Annotated in this window: 24 protein-coding genes and 2 riboswitches; of the genes, 8 read left to right on the top strand and 16 right to left on the bottom strand. The window is 53.5% G+C overall.

The window, feature by feature from the left end:
- The first annotated feature begins 176 nt into the window (after nt 1-176).
- A riboswitch (cyclic di-GMP riboswitch) is annotated at nt 177-270 on the top strand.
- Nucleotides 271-298: 28 nt separating this feature from the next.
- Complete coding sequence (locus HYD27_RS29735; protein WP_228745422.1) at nt 299-454, top strand: anti-repressor SinI family protein; 156 nt, start codon at nt 299-301, stop codon at nt 452-454.
- A gap of 96 nt (nt 455-550) precedes the next feature.
- On the opposite strand, the gene HYD27_RS29730 is transcribed toward HYD27_RS29735, so the two are convergent.
- From HYD27_RS29730 to HYD27_RS29700, 7 genes are all read right to left on the bottom strand, one after another.
- On the bottom strand, nt 551-883 hold the full coding sequence (locus HYD27_RS29730; RefSeq protein ID WP_220101810.1) for a helix-turn-helix domain-containing protein: 333 nt from the start codon (nt 881-883) through the stop codon (nt 551-553).
- Between the two features lie 188 nt (nt 884-1,071).
- The gene (locus HYD27_RS29725; protein WP_219221361.1) at nt 1,072-1,662 is read right to left on the bottom strand and encodes a TasA family protein; all 591 of its coding nucleotides are present in this window, start codon (nt 1,660-1,662) and stop codon (nt 1,072-1,074) included.
- A 53-nt stretch (nt 1,663-1,715) separates the two neighbouring features.
- The gene (locus HYD27_RS29720; RefSeq protein ID WP_219221359.1) at nt 1,716-2,312 is read right to left on the bottom strand and encodes a TasA family protein; all 597 of its coding nucleotides are present in this window, start codon (nt 2,310-2,312) and stop codon (nt 1,716-1,718) included.
- A 98-nt stretch (nt 2,313-2,410) separates the two neighbouring features.
- On the bottom strand, nt 2,411-3,007 hold the full coding sequence (sipW, locus tag HYD27_RS29715; RefSeq protein WP_219221358.1) for a signal peptidase I SipW: 597 nt from the start codon (nt 3,005-3,007) through the stop codon (nt 2,411-2,413).
- 2 nt (nt 3,008-3,009) lie between these two features.
- Nucleotides 3,010-4,206: a hypothetical protein gene (locus HYD27_RS29710; RefSeq protein WP_219221356.1), complete on the bottom strand. Its 1,197-nt coding sequence runs from the start codon at nt 4,204-4,206 to the stop codon at nt 3,010-3,012.
- A 992-nt stretch (nt 4,207-5,198) separates the two neighbouring features.
- Entirely contained in the window at nt 5,199-6,176 is a 978-nt protein-coding gene (locus tag HYD27_RS29705; RefSeq protein WP_228745421.1) for an aldo/keto reductase, read from the bottom strand.
- Nucleotides 6,177-6,327: 151 nt separating this feature from the next.
- Entirely contained in the window at nt 6,328-6,570 is a 243-nt protein-coding gene (locus HYD27_RS29700) for a hypothetical protein (protein ID WP_219221354.1), read from the bottom strand.
- A gap of 636 nt (nt 6,571-7,206) precedes the next feature.
- On the opposite strand from HYD27_RS29700, the gene HYD27_RS29695 reads away from it, so the two are divergent.
- The gene (locus HYD27_RS29695; protein WP_219221352.1) at nt 7,207-7,356 is read left to right on the top strand and encodes a hypothetical protein; all 150 of its coding nucleotides are present in this window, start codon (nt 7,207-7,209) and stop codon (nt 7,354-7,356) included.
- 298 nt (nt 7,357-7,654) lie between these two features.
- On the opposite strand, the gene HYD27_RS29690 is transcribed toward HYD27_RS29695, so the two are convergent.
- Together HYD27_RS29690 and HYD27_RS29685 are read right to left on the bottom strand one after the other, a co-directional pair.
- Nucleotides 7,655-8,215: a PadR family transcriptional regulator gene (locus tag HYD27_RS29690; protein ID WP_219221350.1), complete on the bottom strand. Its 561-nt coding sequence runs from the start codon at nt 8,213-8,215 to the stop codon at nt 7,655-7,657.
- A gap of 6 nt (nt 8,216-8,221) precedes the next feature.
- On the bottom strand, nt 8,222-9,745 hold the full coding sequence (locus tag HYD27_RS29685; RefSeq protein WP_219221349.1) for an MDR family MFS transporter: 1,524 nt from the start codon (nt 9,743-9,745) through the stop codon (nt 8,222-8,224).
- A gap of 287 nt (nt 9,746-10,032) precedes the next feature.
- Here HYD27_RS29685 and HYD27_RS29680 point away from each other — a divergent pair, with 287 nt between their 5' ends.
- From HYD27_RS29680 to nfsA, 4 genes are all read left to right on the top strand, one after another.
- Entirely contained in the window at nt 10,033-10,398 is a 366-nt protein-coding gene (locus HYD27_RS29680) for a metal-sensitive transcriptional regulator (RefSeq protein WP_220101809.1), read from the top strand.
- 158 nt (nt 10,399-10,556) lie between these two features.
- The gene (locus HYD27_RS29675; protein WP_219221347.1) at nt 10,557-10,757 is read left to right on the top strand and encodes a copper ion binding protein; all 201 of its coding nucleotides are present in this window, start codon (nt 10,557-10,559) and stop codon (nt 10,755-10,757) included.
- A 116-nt stretch (nt 10,758-10,873) separates the two neighbouring features.
- On the top strand, nt 10,874-13,327 hold the full coding sequence (locus tag HYD27_RS29670) for a heavy metal translocating P-type ATPase (RefSeq protein ID WP_219221346.1): 2,454 nt from the start codon (nt 10,874-10,876) through the stop codon (nt 13,325-13,327).
- 190 nt (nt 13,328-13,517) lie between these two features.
- A complete protein-coding gene (gene nfsA, locus HYD27_RS29665; RefSeq protein ID WP_219221345.1) occupies nt 13,518-14,270 on the top strand; it encodes an oxygen-insensitive NADPH nitroreductase in 753 nt (250 codons plus the stop codon).
- A gap of 151 nt (nt 14,271-14,421) precedes the next feature.
- Here nfsA and HYD27_RS29660 read toward each other — a convergent pair whose 3' ends face one another.
- A complete protein-coding gene (locus HYD27_RS29660; protein ID WP_219221344.1) occupies nt 14,422-15,258 on the bottom strand; it encodes a helix-turn-helix transcriptional regulator in 837 nt (278 codons plus the stop codon).
- A gap of 116 nt (nt 15,259-15,374) precedes the next feature.
- On the opposite strand from HYD27_RS29660, the gene HYD27_RS29655 reads away from it, so the two are divergent.
- Entirely contained in the window at nt 15,375-16,217 is an 843-nt protein-coding gene (locus tag HYD27_RS29655) for an NAD-dependent epimerase/dehydratase family protein (RefSeq protein ID WP_219221343.1), read from the top strand.
- Between the two features lie 159 nt (nt 16,218-16,376).
- Here the strand turns inward: HYD27_RS29655 and HYD27_RS29650 are convergent, their stop codons facing one another.
- The 6 genes from HYD27_RS29650 to HYD27_RS29625 all read right to left on the bottom strand — a co-directional run bounded on the left by HYD27_RS29650 (nt 16,377) and on the right by HYD27_RS29625 (nt 23,008).
- Complete coding sequence (locus HYD27_RS29650; RefSeq protein WP_219221342.1) at nt 16,377-17,873, bottom strand: glycoside hydrolase family 30 protein; 1,497 nt, start codon at nt 17,871-17,873, stop codon at nt 16,377-16,379.
- A gap of 248 nt (nt 17,874-18,121) precedes the next feature.
- Entirely contained in the window at nt 18,122-18,943 is an 822-nt protein-coding gene (locus HYD27_RS29645) for an ABC transporter ATP-binding protein (protein ID WP_219221379.1), read from the bottom strand.
- Between the two features lie 113 nt (nt 18,944-19,056).
- The gene (locus HYD27_RS29640) at nt 19,057-19,818 is read right to left on the bottom strand and encodes an ABC transporter permease (protein WP_219221341.1); all 762 of its coding nucleotides are present in this window, start codon (nt 19,816-19,818) and stop codon (nt 19,057-19,059) included.
- Nucleotides 19,815-20,108: a thiamine-binding protein gene (locus HYD27_RS29635; RefSeq protein WP_219221340.1), complete on the bottom strand. Its 294-nt coding sequence runs from the start codon at nt 20,106-20,108 to the stop codon at nt 19,815-19,817. The genes HYD27_RS29640 and HYD27_RS29635 overlap by 4 nt, the downstream gene beginning before the upstream one ends.
- Nucleotides 20,109-20,166: 58 nt before the next feature.
- The gene (locus tag HYD27_RS29630) at nt 20,167-21,237 is read right to left on the bottom strand and encodes an ABC transporter substrate-binding protein (RefSeq protein WP_219221339.1); all 1,071 of its coding nucleotides are present in this window, start codon (nt 21,235-21,237) and stop codon (nt 20,167-20,169) included.
- A 127-nt stretch (nt 21,238-21,364) separates the two neighbouring features.
- Nucleotides 21,365-21,476: riboswitch (TPP riboswitch) on the bottom strand.
- Between the two features lie 71 nt (nt 21,477-21,547).
- Complete coding sequence (locus HYD27_RS29625; protein WP_219221338.1) at nt 21,548-23,008, bottom strand: hypothetical protein; 1,461 nt, start codon at nt 23,006-23,008, stop codon at nt 21,548-21,550.
- A gap of 235 nt (nt 23,009-23,243) precedes the next feature.
- Between HYD27_RS29625 and HYD27_RS29620 the strand changes: the two genes are divergently transcribed.
- Complete coding sequence (locus tag HYD27_RS29620; RefSeq protein WP_219221337.1) at nt 23,244-23,684, top strand: pyridoxamine 5'-phosphate oxidase family protein; 441 nt, start codon at nt 23,244-23,246, stop codon at nt 23,682-23,684.
- Nucleotides 23,685-24,158: the final 474 nt, after the last annotated feature.

Here is a 24,158-nt window from a genome sequence, read left to right as displayed (position 1 = left end):
GAACAATTCTTGAAGTCATATATATTGGACAAAGCCTCACAAAAAAAGCTAATCTTTTGCTCTATTTAGCACAAAATAATTCCAGAAATCGACACACTTTTCGTGTGAGATTCTGTATAATGTTATTGCGGATAACGGTTTCATTGCTTTCTAACCAGATCCTTTCATGTGAAGGATCCAGTAAAGGGTAAACCTGCCGAAAGGCAGGGACACAAAGTCTCGGGTCTAATGTAGAGATGCTGCGGCTACTACGACGGCCGGACTGCCTGGGGACGCAAAAATTCTAGGAGGAGATATCTTGGATAAGTCCAACCAGGGGAATGACGGAGAACTGCTGACGGGTGATCTGGATCTAGAATGGGTGTATTTGCTGATGTCTGCCAAGGAGGCAGGAATCGGGGCGGAGGAAATCCGCCGGTTTTTCAGCGAAAAGACAGCGTTACAGGCGATGTAGGGGCGTTGACAATGCGGAAATACATACAGAAAAGGACACAGCGGGCAGTTGCTGTGTCCTTTTCTGTATCGTTGGAGCTTCCTGGAGGCTCATTAATCATTGATCCTTATGCTCCAGACGCCATTTTTGATAATCCAGAAACTCTTTGAATTCCCGCTTGCTTATGCCCGAGGCCATGGCTTCCTGAACCAGCCTGAACCATTCTCCATCCAGGGAGGAGCCGTCAGTATCCGGGGGTTCGCCATAGAGCAGGCTGTGAATGGAAACCTGAAGCGCGTCGGCGATTTTTTCGATGAATTGAATTGAGGGGTTGGATTGGATATTTCTTTCTACATTGCTTAAGTATGATTTCGCCACATCGGCCTTGTCAGCCAGCTCGGATAAGGACCAGCCTTTTTCCAGACGGAGACGGTGGATGCGGCTTCCCATATTATCAGGCACGATTGCAACGCCCCTCCGTACTTTTTGTTATCAGTATAACAAATTTCCGCAAAACGGACAAAAATCATTGTTTCAGAGCCAAATCAAGCGATTGTAAGCTTTACTCTACAGGGAAAAAAGCATATCCGCCCGGATAGGGAGGATATGCCGGTTTTGGCGGGAAGTGCTGTGCCCGCTTATTTGAGTTCTCCTAAGCCTTGTTTAGCGTTGAATGTCCAGGTAAGCGCAAGCGCATCACCTTGGAATACATTCTGGTCCTGGCCGTTGTCGACAAAGACGAAGGCTACCTTGAACACCTTGGATTGTCCCGCTGCGATGCCGCCGGGCAGTGCGCCCGTACTGATCAGATCATAGTTTGCCGTGTCCTTCAAATCCTTAAGGGAAATTTCCCCGGTCACAAAATTGGTGATATCGCCGCTGACGTAGCTGTCACTGAGAAGCTTTACTTTGAAATGCTCACCCAGATCCCGAGCGCCATTGTCCGTGCCGGCGTCGGTAACTGTGTATGCGCTGTCGAGCTTAAGCTCCTTGATATCAAGTGTGCCGCTGTTCTGCAATGTGAAGCTGCGGACGGCAATATCGCCGGGCTTGAGGTTGCTGAGGCTGACGATCTCCGACGGGTTGGTATTCAGGTCCAGCGTTCCTGCCGCGAAGGTTGCGGTACTCTGCGCGGTGTCACTGAAGTAAGCGAATGTGCCGCCTCCGATTAAAGACAATCCCAGTGCCGCCGATGCAATGCCCAGACCCAGTGTTTTTTTGATCCCCATAATGTAAATCCTCCTCGGTTAATTTAGTATTGTTGCAACAGGGTGTAAAACGGTTATTTGTAAACGCCTGCCCCTTGGCTGGCTTCGAAGGTCCAGTTCAGCTTCAGCCTGTCGCCCTGGTAATAGTTCTGTGGCTGAAAGGTTTCTTTGAAGGCAAACTGGACAGAGAGCGTATCCTGGGTGCCTGCCTGAATTCCCGATTTCTCCCCGCCGAGAATCGTGCCGAGAATTTTTCTGGCCACTAAATCAGGACTTTGATTCTCCAGCTCGGCCAGCGAGATGATTAAGAGCTCCGGCTGTTTTTTGTCATTGTTGTTCAGGAAGGTAACGATAATATCCTCCTTGAGGTTGTGTGCCCCGTTATTGTTGCCGGCATCTGTTACCTCGGCTGCAGTTTTCAGCAGGACCGTGGAGATATCCAGGGAACCGTCATTTTTCAGCTTGAAATCTCTGGTGATCAAATCCCCCGGCTTCAGATTGCTGAGGTCGACAATGACGGCTGGATCAGAAGCTAAGCTGAGTGTTCCGTTGTTAAAAGAAGCTGTGCTTTGTGCGGTATCGCTAAAGTAAGCGAAAGTTCCCCCGCCGACCAGGGTCAGGCCAAGCGCTGCCGAGGCTACGCCGAGCCCCAGTGTTTTTTTGATGTTCATTTGTTCATCCCTCTCTCACAGTTCTTTGTTTGTTGGCAACGGGTGAATCATGCTATCTGTTGCGGCTCCGCATTTCGTAAACGGGAGAGGACAATCCGTTATTGCAGGACCTTGGGTGAAGGCTCTGGAACGGCCGGGCCGCCGGAGCCTGCATTTTTCTTCTCCAGTGCCGCAATGGCCTTCCAGGAGGTGAACAAAGCGTAGAGCAGCAGCAGCAGCCCCGGGATAATCATCAGTATGACGCTGCCTGCCCTGGAAACCGCAAAATTCATCGCATAGCCCACATAAGGAATGGTTACGCCGGTGTATTGGCCTACTACATTGGTTGAACTGACGGGTGCCGAGTCCGCGGCGTCATTATTGTCGCCTTTGGTGGTGTAGGTGGCATCGCCCAAGGCGCTGTTTGCTGCGGCATCCACGACGCGGTGGGTGATCAGGATATTATCGGGATTCAGGAATGTGATGACATCTCCCTTCTGAAAACGGGCCATATCGCCGCCGGGCTTGATGGCTACAATAGAACCGGTATGAATGCCGGGTTCCATGGAGCCGGACAGCACGGTTTTTATCTGATAGCCGAAGAAGGCAGGCTCTCCGCCGGAGGCCTTGGAGATGATCACGGCTACTACTACCAGCAGGAAGACCAGAAGCACTGGCGTGGACAGTGTGGTGCTGACTATTTTTTTGATCCGCATTGTTAATCGCCGCCTTTACTGTAATCGTTATCTGGAACAGGTGCAGCTGTAGGCACGGGGGCTGCCTGTACCGAAGGCTTCTCTTCGGAAGTACCCTTGTCAGGCGTTGCCGTTGGTACTGCAGCCCCATCAGGAATGCTGACATTTTGAGCTGCAGGGGTTGGAATGGCCCCGGGGTCCGGTGTCTCGGCGGAAGGCTTGCCGTCTTCCTCTCCTGTGCCTGGAGAAGGGGAGGCGTCTTCTGGAACGGGCCCCTTATTGTCTCCGGCCCCGGGTAGCTGCTCTGAGCCGGGCCCGGTTACAACCGGGTCTGCACCGCCTGGGGTGCTTTCGTCCACCTGCCTGGCTGCTTCTGCGGCTTCTTCTGCCTGAGCCTTCTCCAGCAGCTCCGCCTTGGCGCCGGCTATTTGTGCCTGTTGCTTCTGCAGACTGCTGATGGAGGTGTTCAAGTCTTCGAGTGCGGCCGTCAGATCCTTGCTTAGCTGCTCATAAGCGGTCTGCAGTCCGGCGGATACACCGGGTGCTGCCTGATAGGCCTTGGCCACGAAGAGGATAAAGGGTTCCGCAGCCGAAAAGTAAGAGCTTCCCGGACGGAGTATTATCCGGTCAGGATTACCATCCGGCAGTGTGCTGCCGATGGCATGGATGGAGCTCAGATAGTCTATAATCCCGTTTAAAGTGTCTGCCAGCGATTCGGATAAGACGCCGCTTTGCAGGGCGCTCGGCTGAAGCTGCCGGAATGCCTCCTCGTCCCGGATTTCCAGGCAGTTCGGTTCCAGATTAATCATGTAGCCTCCAATTTTCTTCAGGATTGCCGCGGCATTGCTGACTTCCTGCAGAATCTGCTGCCAGACTCCGCTGTTGAAGCTGAGCTGTCCGCTAATCGTGGCCATTTCCGCATGTGCCGCAGCAATTTGGCCGGATGTTTTTGCTGCGGCCTCATCCAGCTCATCCGGGGACAGGCTTCCGGTGCCGGGGAGCAGGCTGGTATCACCTGCGGGACTGCGGCCGGCAAGTGAAGCTTTGAGCTTGATAATGCTGTGGATATGCCCGGAGAATTCCGACAGCAGCTGTTCGATCTGACCGGGGAATACGCTGCATAGCTCCAGGGTGCTGTCCTGCTGCCCGGATGAACTGAATCCTCCGTAAGTACTGCCGGTCTGGCCGGAGGTATACAGAAAGAGAACTGATAAGGCCATTCCGGACTGCAGGATGCGAAGACCGGTTTTATGATTTTTCCTTTTACGCCGTTTGGCGGATCTAGGACACAGAGGCAGGCCCTCCTCTCAAGACTGGCCGAAATCATTCGCTATATTCGTTCTTTATTAAGAACGATATCGTAAGCAAATCATACACTGCCGCCCGGGCAAAAGAAAAATGCTGATTTCGTCTAAATGTTCGCAATAAAGTCTGAATTTTGTTATTTATCTGCGAATATCTGGGTAAATCGCTGTTTTTCTTGATTTGTTCTTTATAAAGGACGTACTTTCAAGGACTGCGGTTGGGGACGGAAGGAAGCATGGAACGTTTCGGGACAAGGAGATTGGGCGAGTCCTGCATTCGGGAATAGACGGAAAGACTAATTAACAGGTGGGACAGGAAGGAATATGCAGAAAAGGCTGGACGGGCAGGATATAAGAAAGGCTGTAGTTTGGCTGCAGCAGGGATACTGATGCGTGCGGCACCAGATTCAACTGAGCAGAACGGGCGGAATGAAGGGTAAAAATACCCTTGAATTGGCCGGATGCGGGACGGGAGGCGGAATGAAGGGTAAAGATACCTTTAAATTGAGCGCATGCAGAGCCGGTAGTGACATGGCTGAACTGAGCCTTGCGGGATGCCCTGGCCTGTCCGGAAATCCAAGCCTGGCTTAAGGTATCGCGGGATGAAAATTCGTTCCTGCGGGCACCATTCCCGTACTGTGGCATCCGCCGGCGAGCAGCCGGAAGCCGTTGATGTAGGCGTGGTTATTGTCCATCCTGCTGCTCAGGATTTGAGCTCCACTGCCACTGAAGCATAGCTAAGCTGGCGGCTGATTTATTGGTGACGGAGACAGAGTAACGGGATTTACACTTCTATAAAGGAGTAAAATCAGGCTGGAGTTAAACAAGACAAAATTAAACCAGAGGCAGTCTGGGGATTTTACATTTCCTGGGCTTGCCTCTGGTCTTAACCGGGTAGCCCCGCAGACTTAAGGCAGCTTCTCGCCGCGTGAGCTGACATACAGGTCGTACCATTCCTTGCGGGACAGCTCCAGCTTGTCCGCATCCCTGCAGGCAGAGATCCGCTGCGGGTTCACTGTGCCGATTACCGGCTGGATTGCGGCCGGGTGGGTCATCAGCCAGGAGAGTACAATCGCCTCGGGCGTAGTGCTCTTCTCTTCAGCAAGCCGCTTGACCATGGCGGCTGTGTTCACGATATTTGCCGGCTGCCCTTCCAGGGAACGGCCACTGAAAATTCCCTGGGCCAGCGGCCCCCAGGCTTGAAGCTGGATATTCTCTGCGCGGCAGTGTTCAATGGTGCCCTCGGGAAAGGTGATGTCCTTCCAGGGTTCCCGGTTGATGCTGATTACGGCATCGACCCAGCTGATTTCGGCCAGGCTCATTTGCAGCTGATTGACAATGAAGGGCTCATCGCAGCAGGTCTGAAGCAGCTTGATCTGGGCGGCGCTCATATTGGACACACCGAAATGTCTAACCTTTCCCGCCGCTTTGAGCTGATGCAGCGCTTCGGCGACTTCTTCGGGGTCCATCAGCGGATCGGGCCGGTGCAGCAGCAGGATATCGATATACTCTGTCCCCAGACGGGAGAGCGTTCCGTCTACACTGCTCAGGATATGCTCCTTGGAGAAGTCGAATACATTGGAGCTGTCTCCCGGCCCCATCAGCCTGATTCCGCATTTGGATTGCAGAATGATCTTTTCACGCAGGCCCGGCCGGTCCTTGAAAATCTGTCCGAATATCTTCTCGGCCTTCCCGCGGGTGTAGATATCGGCGTGGTCGAAAAAGTTGATGCCGATGTCCAGTGCAGCTTCCACCGCCTCATGGCCCTGTTTCACATTTCCGGCTGTAATCGGTTCGTGGTCCCAGCCTCCGCCAAGCCCCATGCATCCCAGGGCAAGTCGGCTGGCGGAGATTCCGCGTTTGTTCAGTGGCAGCGTTTTCAGCAAATTGATCCCTCCAAGACAATAGAATTGCAGCTAGATCAGCTAGCCTTGAGAATTTGAACACCCGTCCTGACGAATATCCTGCCGTCAGAAGCAGCCATCAGCTCGCAAGAGCGGATTCTCAGGTTCGCTCTGCATACAATATTGTACATCTTTAGAATCCGGTATGGTACTTCTTGTCGCTGGAGGAATGGTGTTTGGTGCCTTCCTTATCCTTTTCCTCCTGCTTACGCTTACGTACGTTGCTTGCTGCCGTAATCGCCACCTGCGGAAGTGTAATATTCGATGTGGGCTTAGCCGATACAGCACCCGTGATTGTCGGTGATGATCCAGTAGTTGATTTGTACGTCTTTGCTGCCTTGCGTATGGTGTCCAGGTTAAACATACTTGCCGCCATATTAACCCCTCTTAAACTCTTTTAATCTTTCTTCTCTCGCTCTATTCCTTGCTGATTCTCGTCGCTTCTTCTCGTACATTTCCTCGAAAATCTGTTCAACCTCTGCTCTATTCGTGGTCTTTCCTCCTAAAGTTTGGTGTATATAAAAAGGACCCCGTATGGAGTCCTTCGCCTGATCTATTTTGCTACCTAGAGTGTAGCATGCGTGTACAATACTTTTTGATTATTTTTGTATCACGTTGCTGTATAATTTCCGATATGCTAAGATAAAATAAAGAAGGAGCCGTGCGTCAACACGACTCCCATGTACAATCCGCATTAAGAGCGGACAGCCTTGGTATAAGGCAACAGAGAAGTAGATCGCGCTCACCCTACCAAGATGGGCGGTCTACTTCTTTTTGTTGAAAGATAAAATGAGTATATTCAACGTTGCAAATTGGATCATTAACGTCAATGCATCCTTTATCTCCCACAGGCATCACCTCCCTTCACGGGAGATTAGCCGTCCGCCCTTATGCCATTGTACTGGTTTATTATAGCAGACTGTACTCTATCAAAGTACGGTCTTTTTGTTACTTTTTGTCTATCCATATCCTTCCTTTGCTTGTGAAATAGGACTTTGGGAAGGAGGTACATATGTCACAAACACCACAAGAAATGGCGGAAGAAATAATTATTTCCACCATACAAAATGGATATCTAAGTAAGACAGCAGGCGGAACCGTTGAGACCATGGAAAATCGAATGACTTTAACGAAAATGAATTTAAGAGGTCAGGAAGATTGATCGAACAGACTGGGGTTCTCTGCGGGGTATTGCTCGGGATGGTCGCGTTTGTCTCCTTGGAGCTGCTTGTACTTATCCATGCGTCTTCCCCTCGCTTTCTGGCAGAGTCCGGAACCCGGGTCAATGTGGCGGTGAAGCTGCCCGGTGCCGGCAGTTTGCTCATTAATAAACGGATTTGCTCTTCGGTAAACAGCATAGAGGCCCCAAGGGCCTCTTTTGGAGCACATAATATAGCTGTCTGGTCGGAACGATTGGCGTCCGGGTTACAAATGCCGCTGTCACATAGAAGCCTTGAAATTTACAAATCAAGCGGTATTCCGATATCATTCAGCTTCCGTGCGGCCACATCCTCGTAAAGGCGCTGCAGCCATTTCAGCTCGGTTAGGCTATGCTCGTATTTGCCGTACATTGCATGCAGTGCCGAGCGGGGAACGATGGCAATATGCTCCTCATACACCTGGTAGGCGAAATTCACCTGATGCTCGGTTTCACGAATCCGCTCCTCCAGCAGCTTCTCGACCTTGCTCTGATCGATATGGCGCGAGAACGCAAGCGCGGTGTAGAGGGGATGATAGGCCGGATCATTTTTTCTGATCTGCTGCAGAATAAGCTGCTCGAACAGAGCTTTGCCTTTGTCCGAGATACGGTAGATCGTCTTGTCCGGGCGGTCGCTGCTGCGGATGACCTCAACGGCTTCGATATGTCCCTCCTGAGCCAGCTTATCCACGGCATAGTATAAAGATCCCATCTGCAGCTTCATCATTTTGTCCATCGTGCGTTCCTTCAGCACCAGCGTAATCTCATAAGGATGCATATTCCGTTCCAGCAGCAGGCCAAGAATAACCATTTTTATGGACATGACGGATTAGCTCCGGTTGCCGGCCGGCTGCTGCTGTTTTTTGCCGTGAACGGCCAAACGGTCACCGGGCATCAGCAGAACAAAAACAAAGCCCAAAATCGCGGGAACAAGCGCCCACATAAAGGTATGGGCAATCGAGCCGGACAAAGCGCTGGTGATCTTCTCCAGCACGGGAGCAGGAATCTGCGCTCTGGCTTCAGGAGTCAGAGCCGCACGCGGATCGCCGAACGTTGAGGCTTCCGCACTGCTGCCAAAGGCATCGCTGAGCCCGTTCGTGAAGCTGTTGCGCTGAATAATCCCGAAGATCGTAATGCCGAGCGTCATCCCCAGCGAACGCATGAAGGTGCTGGTCGATGTCGCAGAGCCGCGCTGGCGCATGTCAAAATGGTGAATCGAAGACATGCTGAGCACGGAGAATGAGAATCCTACGCCAAAGCCGGTCAGCGCCATGAACACATTAAGCATAAGCCGGGAGGTCTCAGGGGATAGTGTGCTTAAAGAGAACACACCGGCCACAAAGCAGACAGCCGACAACACCATAATATTGCGGAAGCTGGTCTTGGCAGTAAGCAATCCTCCAGTCTGGCTGCCGACCACTGAGCCGATCATCATTGGCATCAGGATAAGCCCGGAATTGGTAGCTGAGCCGCCATTTACCCCCTGCACATAAATCGGGATGTATACTGTGGCGGCGATGAAGGCCGATCCGTAGAACAGCCCCAGCAGACTGCTGGTTGCAAATAGCCGCTCGCGGAACATGGCGAAGGAAATGACCGCCTCAGGCGCCACGCGTTCAATGAGCAGGAAAGCGATCAGCAGCACCGCGAAGCCGGCGAACAAGCCGAGAATCGCAGCCGAATCCCAGGCATACTGATTGCCGCCCAGCTCCAGGGCAAACATCAGGCAGATAATTGCGCCGACCAGAGTGAAGGCGCCGCCCCAGTCAATGCGCTGCTTGGCGTGGGAAACGGATTCCTTGTAGGACATAGTGATTGATATAAAAGCGACAATGCCAATCGGCAGGTTGATATAGAAAATCCACTGCCAGCCCACGTAGTCGGTAATATAAGCGCCGAGCAGGGGACCCAACACGCTGGAAATACCGAAGACCGCGCCGAAGAGTCCGGTGAGCTTGCCTCTTTTTTCCGGGGGATATATATCGAACACAATGGTGAAGGCGATTGGCATAAGCGCACCTCCGCCAACCCCTTGTATGGCGCGGTATATGCTCAGCTGGGTAATGCTGGTTGCCGTACCGCATAGCGCGGAGCCGACCAGGAATACAATCAGGCCAAAGATAAAAAAACGCTTCCGGCCATACATATCGGACAATTTACCGAAGATCGGCGTTCCGGCCATAACCATGACCATATAAGCCGAGGTTACCCAGACGATCTTATCGAGTCCGCCTAGGTCGGAAACGATGGTGCCCATAGCTGATGCTACGATGGTATTGTCCATAGCGGACATAAGTATACCCAGCAGCAAGCCGACAACTACGAGCTTAAGATTGCTTTCTTTACTGTTCATTGTTTTGCAGACTCCTTTGGAAAAAAGTTTCGTGAGCCTCATTATATTCAAATTTGAGTAGGGTGGCAAGCATTGTTTTATAAAATTTTTAAATAGTTTTTCCTTGGGCCAGGCGACTGGAAATCCTGGGGAACGCCGGCAGCTGCCTCCCATTTGCAAGACGGCAGCAGAACTAAGTATTCCATAAGTGAAGCGAAATCATAACAGCCGCATGGAGTTGTCCAGGTAAGGACAGGGAAACTTGGAGAAAGCCTTGACATACCCATGGGGGGTATATTATATTGATGATGAGGAGGCTGATTCCTGTGTCTACTAATGAGAAGGTGCACGCGGAGCAATCCTGCGGGGAAGATTGTCATTCTCCTGCTCCCGGCGTACGCAAAAGTCATCATTCAGCAGAATTCAAGAACGGGCTTACCACCCGGCTCAACCGGATCGAAGGCCAGATCCGCGGTGTTAAAGGGATGATTGAACGTGATACCTATTGCGATGATGTGCTTAACCAGCTGGCGGCGGTCCAGGCGGCGCTGAACAGTGTCGGCAAGCTGCTGCTTGAAGGACACATGAAGAGCTGCATTATAGAGCGGATCGAGGCCGGGGAACACGAGGTGATCGACGAGCTGCTGGTCACGGTCAACAAGCTGATGAAATAAGGCAGTGAACTTAAGCGTCTGGTTCCGAAGCCTGTTTTATTGCGAAGTAACACACGAAGCATTGCTCCATAAAACTTGAGCATATGCTTCCGAAGCCAGTTTTATTCCCGAAGAAGCACAGGAAGCATTGCTCCATAAAACATTTAGGAGGGTTAATTATGTCTAACGTAACGTTGAATGTAGAAGGAATGTCCTGCGGTCATTGTGTCAGTGCGGTGGAAAAAGCGGTAAGCGGTGTTGGCGCTGCTGCCAAGGTGGACCTTCCGGCCAAGACGGTGGCGGTTGAATATGACGAGAGCAAGGTGAGCCTCACCGCCATTAAAGCGGCAATTGAGGATCAGGGCTACGACGTAGTCTAAGCAGAAGCTGAAGCATAAAAAGGCTTGGAGCGGGGAATCCTTGGGATTTCAGAGGCGCCAATGCCTTTTCTTTTACAAAATATTATACCCCTCAGGGGTATGGGGGTGCGGATACCATGGAGAAGGCAGCTGAACCCGTTTTGCAGCAGGCCACACTGCAGATTACGGGGATGACCTGTTCCGCTTGCGCAGCACGGATTGAAAAGGGGCTTACCCGGATGGAGGGGGTATCGCGGGCCAATGTAAATTTGGCTCTGGAGCAGGCAACGGTCGGCTATGATCCTGAGGTTGCCGATGTGCCGCAAATTGAGGAGAAGATCCGTTCGCTTGGCTATGATACACGGAAGGAATCCGCGGATTTCGATATTTCAGGAATGACCTGCGCCGCTTGCTCGGCGCGGATTGAGAAGGTGCTGGGACGCATGCCGGGCATTGCGGCGGTAAATGTGAATCTGGCCCTGGAAACGGCGCATGTGGAGTATGCGCCGGGGAACGTCGGCGTGTCCGAGATTATGGAGAAGGTAAGCAGCATCGGCTACACAGCAACGCTTAAGCAGGACCGCAAGGAACAGGCCGACCAGCGCGGGCAGGAGATTCGGCGCAAGCGGAATAAATGGATCATTTCGGCAATTCTCTCCTTTCCGCTGCTCTGGGCGATGGCGGGCCATTTCTCCTTCACGGACTGGATCTGGACGCCCGGGCTGCTGATGAACCCGTGGTTCCAGCTGGTGCTGGCTACGCCGGTACAGTTCATCATTGGCGGTCAATTCTATATAAGTGCCTATAAGGCGTTGAAGAACGGCAGCGCCAATATGGATGTGCTGGTGGCGCTCGGCACCTCGGCGGCTTATTTCTACAGCCTGTATCTGACGATTGACGCCTTGGGCATGAGCGGGATGAGCCATTCGGTGGATATGTATTACGAAACCAGCGCGATTCTGATCACGCTGATTCTTGTAGGGAAGTGGTTCGAGGCCCTGGCGAAGGGGCGTTCCTCCGATGCGATCCGCAGCCTGATGGGACTGCAGGCCAAGACCGCGCTGGTCGTTCGTGACGGTGCAGAGCTGAGCATCCCGGTGGAGGAAGTGATTCCCGGGGATCTCGTGCTGGTGAAGCCGGGAACAAAGGTGCCTGTCGATGGAGAAGTTGTTGAAGGACTGTCCTCGGTGGACGAATCCATGCTGACCGGGGAGAGCATTCCGGTAGAGAAGAAGCCCGGGGACAGTGTAATCGGAGCCACGCTGAACAAAAACGGCATGCTGCGGATCAAGGCGCGCAAGGTAGGCCGCGATACCGCGCTGGCGCAGATTATCAGAGTTGTGGAGGAGGCTCAGGGCTCCAAAGCGCCAATCCAGCGGATCGCCGATGTGATTTCCGGCATCTTTGTGCCGATTGTCGTGGGGATTGCCGCTGCGACCTTTGTGATCTGGTACATCTGGGGCGCTCCCGGCCAGTTCGCCGAGGCGCTGGAGAAGGCCATTGCTGTGCTGGTCATTGCCTGCCCTTGTGCGCTGGGTCTGGCTACGCCGACCTCGATCATGGCCGGCTCCGGCCGTGCGGCGGAGTTCGGCATTCTGTTCAAGGGCGGGGAGCATCTGGAAGCGGCGCAGGGGATCAAGGTTGTGGTGCTCGATAAGACAGGTACCGTTACAAGCGGCAGACCGGTGCTGACGGATATTCTCACCACTGCGGGCATTCCTCCGCATGGCGGAGAAAATGACGAGAACCGGCTGCTGGCCATTACAGCGGCTGCGGAGAAGCTCTCGGAGCATCCGCTTGCCGATGCCATCGTGGCCGGTGCAGCCTTGAGGGGCCTTGCGCTTCCCGAAGCGGGTCAGTTCGAGGCCGTTCCGGGCCGCGGGATTTCCGCAGTTGTCGGCGGACAGGCCGTGAGTGTGGGTACCCGCCGGATGATGGAAGAAGGCGGCGCGGAGCCTGGTCAGTGGTCACCGCTCATGACGAAGCTGGAGCAGGAAGGAAAGACCGCGATGCTGGTAGCTGTAGACGGTGTGATTGCCGGGGTTGTGGCGGTTGCCGATACCATCAAGGAAACCTCGCGGGCTGCGGTGGCAAGGCTGCAGGATATGGGCATCGAAGTAGTGATGATTACCGGGGATAACAAGATCACAGCCCAGGCCATTGCGGAGCAGGCGGGCATCCGAACGGTGCTGGCCGAGGTGCTGCCGGAGGGCAAGGCTGCCGAGATCCGCAGGCTGCAGAGCGGCGGAACCAAAGTGGCTATGGTCGGCGACGGCATCAACGATGCTCCCGCGCTGGCTACAGCGGATACCGGGATGGCGATTGGCACCGGCACGGATGTGGCCATGGAAGCGGCGGACATCACGCTGATGCGCGGTGACCTGATGAGTATCCCCGATGCAATCATGATGAGCCGCCGGACCATGGGCAATATCAAGCAGAATTTATTCTGGGCGCTTGCTTACAACACCATTGGCATTCCCATTGCGGCGCTCGGCTTCCTGGCGCCGTGGCTTGCAGGGGCGGCAATGGCCTTCAGCTCTGTGTCGGTTGTCCTGAACGCGCTGCGGCTGCAGCGGGTGAAGCTGTAATTAGAGGTATGAGGCAAGCTTCTTATCATGCGGAGGAACGGCAGGTCTTTGGCGTGTGAGCAAAGAGCAGTTCTGCAGCACTGGAGAGGCGTGTGGGACTGCTCTTTTTTGGCAGAGTCTGCGGTTCCGTATTATAATGGGGTCAGTATAACAGGCTGCGGCCATTCCACTAGAAGAAGGCGAATGAATCATGAAACCTACGAATGAAACGCTTGAACTGTTGAACCGTCATACATCCGTCCGCCAGTTTCAGGACAAGCCGGTTAGCGACGAGCAGCTGGCAGCTATTATTGAGGCAGGCCAGATGGCTTCCACCTCCAGCAGTGTCCAGGCCTATACAGTCATTGCAGTGACGGAGCCGGCTCTCAAAATACAATTATCCAAATTGTCCGGCAATCAGGCTTACATTGAGCAGTGCCCGGTATTCCTGGTCTGGTGCGCCGACCTGTACCGGCTGCGGGAGATCAGCAGACCGCTTCTTCAAGGGGCAGATTCATATGAGGGTTCCACCGAGAATCTGATCGTGGCTACCGTCGATGTGGCGCTTGCCGCGCAGAATGCCGCCGTCGCAGCGGAATCACTGGGCCTTGGCATTGTCTATATCGGCGGAGTCCGCAACAATATTGCCGAGCTGTCGGAGCTGCTTGGACTGCCTGAGCTGGTCTACCCGGTCTTTGGCATGTGCCTCGGGTATCCGGCCGGTGTGAATGGCATCCGTCCGCGTCTTCCGCTCCAGGCTGTGCTGCATCGCAATGGTTATCAGGCGGACGCAGCAGTAGGGCAGGTGAAGGTCTATGATGAAGTAACGCGGGCTTACATGCATGAACGGACCGGAGGGCACAAGGATACGCCTTGGTCCGAGATGATGGCGGGGCGCCTCGCCCAGCCGTCCCGGCTGCAGCTGAAGGAGTTTCTGCAGCAGAAAGGCTTTATGCAGAAATAAGCCCGAGCTGAAGAAGAGCCTCCGGCCAGCGTGCGACGCTGGCTGGAGGCTCTTTGCTGTGAAATAAAGTTTTGCAGACGGAGGGGCGCTTAATAAACAGGCAGGATAGCGCCGACATGATATATTCCTAAATGTACGCCACATGTGGCTGTCAATGCCCGGATGTGCTGCTTATTAAGCTTTGCAAACGTGAAGCCGTATCCGCTCCAGCTGTATAAATCATGATCTTCAGATCCGGGTGGGTCGGCGGCTGCAAGGTCACATGTTCAAACTCCATCTCTCCGGTACGGGGATCGTACCACCGTTTGTGGCAATCGGTTACGACCTGCACGTCATGCAGCGGCCAGCTCTCGCGAAACAGCCGGCTGGTCTGCATGAATTCCTCAATAAGCGCCTTGAACCCCGGATCATTGGGAAAATGTCCGTAATCCGCACGAAAGCGTGCAATCATGATTTGTGATTTGGCTTCCCAATCCTTTTTGCCCGCTCCCAGCTTGTCGTCCGTCAAAAAATGTCTCATATAATTGGGTCTGGACTGCATATGACTTGAAAATGACGGGAAGCGGAAGACAAACTCGGCGGCCCTGTTCCAGAACAGTAAATCCCAGCATCTCCCAAGCACAAAGGCGGGATTTGGTTCAAGAGCCCTGATCATCTGCTCCAAGCCTGTAATTAACTGCTGATCTTCAATCGTTTCCTGTTGCACCGGTCTAGCAAGAAGATGGAGATGGCGGCGTTCATCCTCAGTCAATTGCAGCGCCATCGCTATATTATTCAGTACATCCTCGGATGGATTGACACTTCTGCCTTGTTCCAAAGAGGTGTACCATGATGTTCCGATATGGGCAAGCTGGGCTACCTCTTCCCTCCGAAGCCCCGAGGTCCGGCGTTGTCCATAGGATATCAACCCTGCTTCTTCCGGCGTAAGCCGTTCCCGGCGCGAGCGCAAAAATTCACCCAACGATTTTCTGGAAGGAATCTCTTCCATTCAAACTCCTCCTTATCCTGACACTTTCAATCATACGATAAACACAGGAAGGTTGCTACTCGCCCATTCTATTATACTGCCAGTGTAGCAACGATAAACTTAGGAGGGTTTGAACCATGAACATTTTTGTAACAGGAGCCACAGGTAAAGTGGGAAGCCGTTTTGCTCCGCGTATGTTACAGCGCGGTCATCAAGTGAAGCTGCTCGTCAGGGACGCTGCAAAGGCGGATTGGCTACATCAGCAGGGAGCTGAGCTGATTGAAGGCGATCTTTTGCAGCCGGACGATTATGTTGGCGCTCTCCGGGGCACTGACGCTGTAATTCACTTGGCCGCACAGTTCCGCGGGGTGGATGAGGCTACCGCCAGAATATCAAATCTCGATGGCAGTATAGCTCTGGCACGTGCTGCGCTGCAGGCGGGTGCGCCAAGGTTTGTTTTTGCCAGCACCAATAATGTATACGGCTCCGGGAATCGTTCAAGACCAAGCCGTGAGGATGACGAGCTTAGTCCTTCCTTTGCTTATCCTCAGACCAAAGCCGCGGCTGAAACAGCTCTGCTGCAGCTTCACCGCGAACAGGGATTGGGACTGCGCATCGTGCGGCTTCCTTTTGTCTATGGCGAGCGGGACCCGCATATCATGGAATTTCTACCGCTAATGCGCAATTGGAATCCGGCGAAACGGATGCATATGGCACACCATGCGGATGTAGCTCAAGCCCTGATGCTTGCCGCTTCCACGCCAGGCATAGATGGCCGTATCTATAATGTTGCCGACGATGCTCCGCTCTCCGTTGCGGAACTGCTTCAGCTTCATCACAGTGAAGTTCCTGCAGAAGCGCTGCAGCAGGAATATGATCCATGGGACATGCTCGTCGATACCACCCGGATCAGAGACGAATTGAATTACCGGCCGATTTACCCATCGTTCTATACGGCAAGAGATGCAGGTGCAATTTAATATAATGGAAGGCACCCGGCGGTCATTTTGACCTGTTGAACTAAGGCGGAACGTCAGTTCATTAAAAACAGCGGCGGAGTAAGACTTTGTTTCCAAGTCTTATTCCGCCGCTGTTTCTTTTTTAAGGGAAGGTTGACGATATTTCGTTAGGCTGGAGCCTTACGACGGATTGCCGTACCATTTATAAGTCATAACCGACTTGGCAGGCACATTCACAACGAAGGATTGGCTGCCCCATTGAACTTTGACATTTTGGGCTGAGGTTTGAGGATTATACGCAACGACAACCTTGGAACCGTCCGGGTTCTTGAAGGCGACATTCTTCAGGTCGTTGCTGGTATTGGTCTGGATGCGGTAGGCGCCCGGAACGACGAACTTGCTGAAGTGGCCAAGCAGGTAATATTGTTTGGTATAAGTGACGGTATTCTCCGGATTGCTGTTCGAATTGTCGGAGTTCTGGATCGTTACCATGCCTTTGTTGCTGTTATAGGCGGAGAGCAGGGCCGGACCATCCTTTTGATCAAGCGCCGCATTCCAGAGAATAATCGACTTGGACCAGTTGCGTGTAATATTGATGAACTCGGTAATCATGTTGTCGAAGCCCTGGCTTGTGCCGTTCTGCGGATCATTCCAGTTCCCGAAGCCGCCTTCGGTGAACCAGATATCCTTGTCGGGCTGTGCGTTATGCAGTGAAGTCATCTGCGACCCGTCTCCGCTGTCATAGTGATGGAAGGCGCTGCCGGCGATATAGCCTGCTTTTCCGGAATTTTTGAGACTCTGGATCACGGTGTTCGGGAAGCTCCAGTTCAGATAGTTGTGGTCGAAGGCAATGATTTTGCTGGCGATACCGGCATTTCTGAGCGTGGGTCCCAGATAATCCCCGATGAAGCCGATTTCGTCCTGCTCGTTCATCCCCATGGATGGGTAAGCGGCGGTTTCATACATCGGCTCGTTCTGCACGGTCACGGCATAAATCGGAATACCCTGGGCCTGGTAGGCCTGGATGTATTTTTTGAAATAGTCGGCGTAGGTTTGATAGTATTCGGCTTTCAGCTTGCCTCCGTTCAGCGTGCCTGAGTACTTCATCCAGGCCGGGGCGCTCCATGGAGAGGCGAATACCTTGATGCTCGGATTCTTGGCAATTGCCGCCTTCACCATCGGAACAATATAGGGAAGATCGCGGCTGATGGTGAATTGGCTGAGCGAGGTATCGTTCGCCGTATCATCATACGTGTAGGCAGACCAGGTGAAGTCGGAGCTGCCCATTGGCTGGCGCAGGAGACTGAGGCCGATGCCGGTATTGCCGAACAGCTTCTCCATTACCTCGGCCCGCTTGGCGGCATTCAGCTTATAATTCAGCAGCCAGGCCGATGAGTCCGTAATCGAGACGCCGAAGCCGTCCATTTGCTGATAGGCGGTGCCTTCATTTACGGTAATGGTGTAATCCGCACTGCCCGAGCTGGTGCTGAAGGCTTTGTCCCCGATTCGGGTCAGGCGGGCACCGGTGCTGAGTCCGACGGCAGGCTCGGTGTTTGGATCAGAGGTGGAAATCCAGACCTCGGCCGGCTCTCCGGCCGCCGAAACCGGTCCCGCTGCGATTCCTCCGCTGGCGGTAAGTAGGGATGCGGTCAGTGCAGTTAACCAAAGCTTCCTCATTCTTCGATAACTCCTTTCGTGAAACGAATGTTGTAATCGATTACATTTTGCCGGATCAATGATTTCTCCCAAGAAAATATATCCGTATTCCCATGATGAAATCGATTACATTTTCCCGGCAGAAATATCTTACTGTATTGTTACAATAAAATCAATTAATTCCTTAAAAAGTTATTCGAAAAAAGGAAACGGCGCTATACAGGGCTGGATATAGCCGGATTTTTAACCGGATGAACGGCAAGCCGGGATTATCTGGCTGGCTTGGCCTGCTCCTCACGCATCCATTGGGACAGCTGGCGCCTCAGCTGCAGGAACTCGGGGGCTTCGGTAATTTCCTCGCGTCGCGGACGCGGAAAGGGGACATCGACAGTGTGCAGGACGGAGCCTGGACGTCCAGAGAAAACATAGATGCGGCCGGAGAGCAGCAGGGCCTCCTCAATGTTGTGGGTGATGAAGAGCACGGAGCGGCGGTTCTCCTCCCACAGCTCCAGCAGCCAGCGCTGCATCTGCTCACGCGTCAGGGCATCCAGCGCGCTGAACGGCTCGTCCAGCAGCATCAGCTCCTGCGGCGCAAGCAGCGCCCGCAGAAAAGCGGCCCGCTGCTGCATGCCGCCTGACAGCATATGCGGGTAGGCGCGCTCGAATCCGCCCAGGCCGACCTTGCCGAGCCAGCGGCGGGCGGCTTCACGCGCTTCGGCCTGCGGCTGGCCCTTAAGCTCACCGGCGAGCAGGACGTTGTCCTCAATGGTCCGCCAAGGGAACAGGGCGGGCTGCTGCGGCATATAGCTGATCTCGCCGCGCTGCCCGGTGACAGGCTTGCCGTTCATGCTTACGGTTCCGGCTTCGGGCAGCTCCAGGCCGCCGATGATATGGAACAGTGTGCTTTTGCCGCAGCCCGAAGGACCGACGATAGAGACGAATTCCTGCTGTTCAACCTTCAGAGATACGTTATCCAGCACGCGGGTCTCGCGGCGGCGTTGGAAGAAGGCTTTGGATACTCCGCTGACTTCGAGTGCAGGCGGCGGGTTGCTGCTCCCGTCAGAACCACCTTCAGCGCTCTTTGTTGCCATAGCCGGGCTTTCGATAACTCTCCCTCCGGCGTTTGTAATATGAGACATCTTCGTCCATCCTCCTGTCTTGTGCGTCTGCATTTTATCTTTATATGCCGATATCGTTCTTGCCATCAGGAGGCCTTGCGCGGCTTCCAGCGCACCAGCCATTTCTCCAGCAGGGCGATCAGCGCGAACAGCACCAGACTAAGCAGCACGATAATAACGATGGCGACAAACATCCGGTCCGTGCGGTAGGAGGCCTTCTGCAGCAGCATATAGTACCCGATGCCCTTGTCTGCGCCGATCCACTCGGCCACCACTGCCCCCATTACCGCGTAGGTGGCGGAGATTTTGAGGCCTGAGAACAGGGAAGGCAGGGAGCTTGGCAGCTCCAGCTTGGTGAAGATCTGCCATTTGCCGGCCCCGGCCATTTTCATATAATTCATCATGATCCGGTCGCTCTGGGCCAGTCCGCCCATGGCGGCGACGGCAACCGGGAAGAAGCAGACAAGGGTGATGAGCACGATTTTGGGCAGCAGCCCGAAGCCGAACCAGATGATCAGCAGCGGCCCCAAGGCAATGGAAGGCACATTCTGGCTGAGGATCAGCAGCGGATACAGCGCCCGTTTCAGCCAGGGCACCAAATGCAGCAGCAGCGCCACAAGGAGTCCTACCCCCGTGCCGACAGGGAATCCGATCAAGGTCAGCCGCAGAGTAGCAGCCGTATGCGCCCAGATGCCGGAGGCGTTGCCTTTGGATTCACGGGCAATGTCGCCGGGGCCGGGGAGCATCCAGGAAGGAACATGAAGCACGGATACCGCCAATTGCCAAGCGCCCAGAAAAAAGATGACCGCCACAAGGGGCGGCCAGATTTGATTCCAGTACGATTTCACGGCCGGTATTTTTCCGTCAGCTTGTCCATGCTGATTCCGCCCGGGTTATGGGCGATCTTGATCTGGGAGATGACGCTGGGACTGCCGGACGCAATCAGCGCCTCGTGCATTTGACGCACCACCTCAAGCAGCTCGTTCAGCTCACCCTCCATCGTGGTTTCAAGCGGATTCACCTGGTGCTTGACGCCGGATTGCTGAATAACTTCAATGGCCTTGTCCACATAAGGGATGGAATCCTCGTTGTTCGGAGTTTTAGGGATGACTTGAATGCTCAGCAGGGTATTTGCCATGCGGTCAGATCCTTTCGGTTTGGAATGGTGAATTTTGAAGTTGATATATTGAAAAAGGTTATTGGCCTTCCGGCAGATACTCATTCGTGAACGCCGAAGCGGCGTCCAGCGGCTTATCCAGCAGCTTCAGGCCGTACATCCAGTCGGCGTAATCCTGCCAGACCTCGGCCTTTTGCTCACCCCAGCGGGCAGCATCATCCGTATATTTCGGGCTGAGCCATTTCTGGCTGGCCAGGACAAGCTCGGGATCAAGCTCGGGCACAGCCTTGGAGAGAATCGCAGCCGCTTCTTCCGGCTTGTCGATGGCGTATTGATACCCTTTGGACGTAGCCGCAAGGAATGCCTTCACCAGCTCGGGATGCTCGGCAATTTCCTTCTCGCTGGTGGTCAGTACCGGGGTGTAGAAATCCAGCTGCGGTGCGTAATCCTTCAAATACAGCATGTCCAGCGGCTCGCCGCGCAGCTCCGCTTCAATACCGGTCCATGCGTAGAAAATCCAGGCGAAATCTATGTCGCGCTTCACGGCGGTGAAGAAATCGGCTTCGCCGATATTGACCAGCTTCACCTTTGCAACATCGCCGCCTTCAGGGTCCATAATGGCTTTCATGGCCGCTTCTTCTGCGGGAGAACCCCAGCCGCCGTAGGTTTTGCCTTCGAAATCTTTCGGCGTCTTGATCTTGCGGTCCTGCGGTGCGGCAAATCCCGAGGTGTTATGCTGAATGATCGCGGCGACCGATACGAGCGGCACCTCCTGCAGACGGGCGAGGGTGAGGGCTTCCTGGGCACTGATGCCGAAAGCGGCTTCGCCCGAGGCCACCATCGTATCGGCTCCGGCTGCACCCGGCTGTACAATTTCTACATCCAGGCCTTCTTCCTCATAATAGCCCAGCTCTTTGGCCGTATAAAGGCCGGTGTGATTGGTGTTCGGCGTCCAGTCCAGTGCAACCTTGATTGCGGTCAGCTCCTCCGGAGCAGCCGTCCCGGCGGCAGTTGCTTCAGGAGCGGAGGTGCTGTCCCCGGATGGGGCGGCGCCATTTCCGCCGGAATTTGCATTATTGCCGCCGCAGCCGGCCAAGACGATAACCAGCATGCAGCTGATGCAGAGCATAAGTGCTTTTTTGACTCCCATTGTTTCTCTTCTCTCCTTCCAGCTAACCCCAGTCCTCCGAAATCTGATGATGCTCATACCCAAAAAAGCGCCCCGAAGATCGGGACGCCGTTAGTTGCGTTAGGTGGACCGCTCAGGCCAAAACGGCTGAATGCGGAAAATGGATTCCTACGCTGGCATTATCCAGATCAGGTATAAGGGTCAGTATCTTTGCGGGATACACTCTCAGCCGGCCAATTCCAGCCCCCCTGTTACTATGAAGTTATGGGTATTGCTGTGTTCTTACGCTGTATTATAGCGGTCCCCTCCGGCGTTGTCCAGCCCATCGGCGCTAGTCCTGACCCTGATATCTTTTTCTGCGGCGGCTGCGGATGCCGTTCCACAGCTGCTTCAGACTCAGGCCGATGCTGACGGCGATGCCCGTTAACGCAACGAACAGCGCCAGATATTCAAATGGGGAATACTCCAGCATTTTGTTCCAGCCGATCTTGCCCTTAAGGTCCTCGATGACCTGATTCATGCCATAAATGCCGCTGACCACCGTGAACACCGTCAGGATCATCAGCAGTGTATCCCTTCGTTTGGCCTGGAATTTCTCCTGGTATTGAAAGAGGTCATTCAAGGTCATCTTCACCTCATCGAACAAGGCGTCATTGCCGTAGACCTTGCGCAGCTGAAAAAAAATCTCCCGGCCCTGGGACTGTGAAATCAGCTCCAGAAAATAAAATTTGGCCGAAAACTTGTTGATCAGGAAGATCAGGTTCTCGATCTCGTCATAATCATGGTTAATCCGCAGCCGGGAATGCAGGTTGGCCAGCTTCAGAAGTACGATTTTGTGGAAAATACTCAGCAGAAGGCCGTAATAATACTCCCCGTACATCTGGTTCACCAGTTGGGTGGCCAGCCCGGACCCGGCACGGCTCAGGCAGCAGAACGTCTGTTCATTGGTCATATAGTAGGTGTCCGGCCCCCAGCGGCTGTAGCAATGCTCCCGGCAGTAATCTTCAATATAACCATTATCGCTGGCGCTGATGTAGGGTTCACCCTCCAGCGTCAGTCCATCCAGCTGTGAAGCCCGGTAGCGCAGTTCCTCACTGATCTCATCCTCTTCTTCCCTGCGGTCAAAGCCATAGAAGGCTTGAACCAGCATCCGTTCATCTACAAAAAACGGCAGGGTTTCAAAATACGCCCCATCGATTTCCGAAGGATCCAGAAATGGCTCCAGTCCGCGCACCAGATTGCGGAAGACAAAATCCTCCACCTGCCCAAAAGACCTGTCATGGCAATGAATCGTGGTCTGTTCGTCCTGATAGGAGACATTTTCAAGTGTCCGCAGGCGGTCTGCAAATTCCAAAGCGATGCTGAACGGGAGATGCTCCTCCTCTATGCGGATTCTGACAGTCAGGAAGCCCAGCTCGAACGGACAGATGAAAACATCCGTGGAAAGGACCTGAAATTGAATTGAATGCCCGGGCATATCCAGCCTGCAGGGCAGATTGTTGACCCGGGAAAAGCGGCGGAAGGAATCCTTGACCTTCTCCCGGGGGAACAGCACATGCGCGGCAAAGGGCAGGTAGCACCGCTCCATTTTTTCATGGGATACGCGGTACCCTTCGCCGTAGTAGGCTTTCTCCAGCTCCTTGTTGTCTAGAAAAAAACGGGTAAACCCATCCTGCTCCAATCTCTGAATAAGCTTCATGTCCCCGCCTTCCTTGACAGAGAAGGGGAAGATAAACTGCAGCAGCGCGGTATGCAGTGTCGGTTCGGTATCAGTCCGGATAAGCTCAGACATAAATGGGTTCCACCCTTATAAGCAGAATATTTTACACGAATTATATTACCCTATTTTCCAGGCGGCCACGCTCGGCATTAACCCCGGCAATCATCAGTTTATGGCTGGATGCGGGATTCAATGCCACCTGAACGGGTACACTATTTGTAAGCAACGTTTTTAATCATAATTCCAAACTGCGGGCGTGGATATATAAACCTATATTCACATGATTTAGAAAGGAGATATTTCGTAAATGGATAACAGAGAGCTGGAGCAGACGATCATCAAGGCGCTGGACGACAACAAGTTCGGGTCCTTCGGCACGATTGAAGCCGGCAACAAACCTAAGGTGCGTTATATGGCGGTATTTCATGACGGACTTCACATTTATTTGGCTACCAACCGCAAGACGCATAAGGTAGAGGAGCTGAAGGATAATCCCAACGCTTTTCTGCTGCTTGGATATGAACAGGGCGGCGGCAAGGATGTGCTGGAGATTGAAGCGACAGTTGCCGTTTCGAAGGAAGAAGGGCTCCGTTCCAAAGTATGGAACAAAGAGCTGGAGAAATGGTTCAAAGGTCCGGAGGACCCCGACTATGTGATCCTTGAGCTGAAGCCGACACGCATAGAGTATGTAGGCAAGGATCAGCAGCATGGGGTCTGGGAAGGCCCGGCGGCGGTCTCCGGCAAGTAGGGAAGGAAGTCCCAGCCCGATTTACAGCTGCCGCAATCTCGAAGACAGACATTTAAAGCGGCCGTGAGCCTCACGGTTTTCAGGCGGCTCTTCTGACAGGAAATTTATCCTGATTTTCGAAAGTAAGTATCCACAAATCATCTAAAAAGCTCTACATTGGTTCCATTCACTTTCGGAATTCAGGATGAATTGAACCGGAGAGCCTGAACAAGCTGATGAAAAGCAAGGAAGAGATTCATAGCGGACTGAAGCGAAGTGTAAAAAGTAACACTAATGGGCTGGAATTCTGGCTTTAACGGGTTTTAGTGGGATTTTGTACACCTAATGGAGGCCCGCTCCCCCCATATGGGTAGCGTCAAGAAGTTTGTGTAATTATCTTTAAAGGTTGTAGGATATCCATTGGGACAATGGATAGGAATGGTTTTCAAGGGTCAGGGGGGATCCCCCCTGCGAAAATTTCCTTTCATATCCAGT

It is taken from the genome of Paenibacillus sp. S150 (assembly GCF_019352175.1).
In the GTDB taxonomy this organism is placed as follows: Bacteria; Bacillota; Bacilli; order Paenibacillales; family Paenibacillaceae; genus Paenibacillus_AQ.
This window is presented reverse-complemented; position numbering and strand designations above follow the sequence as displayed.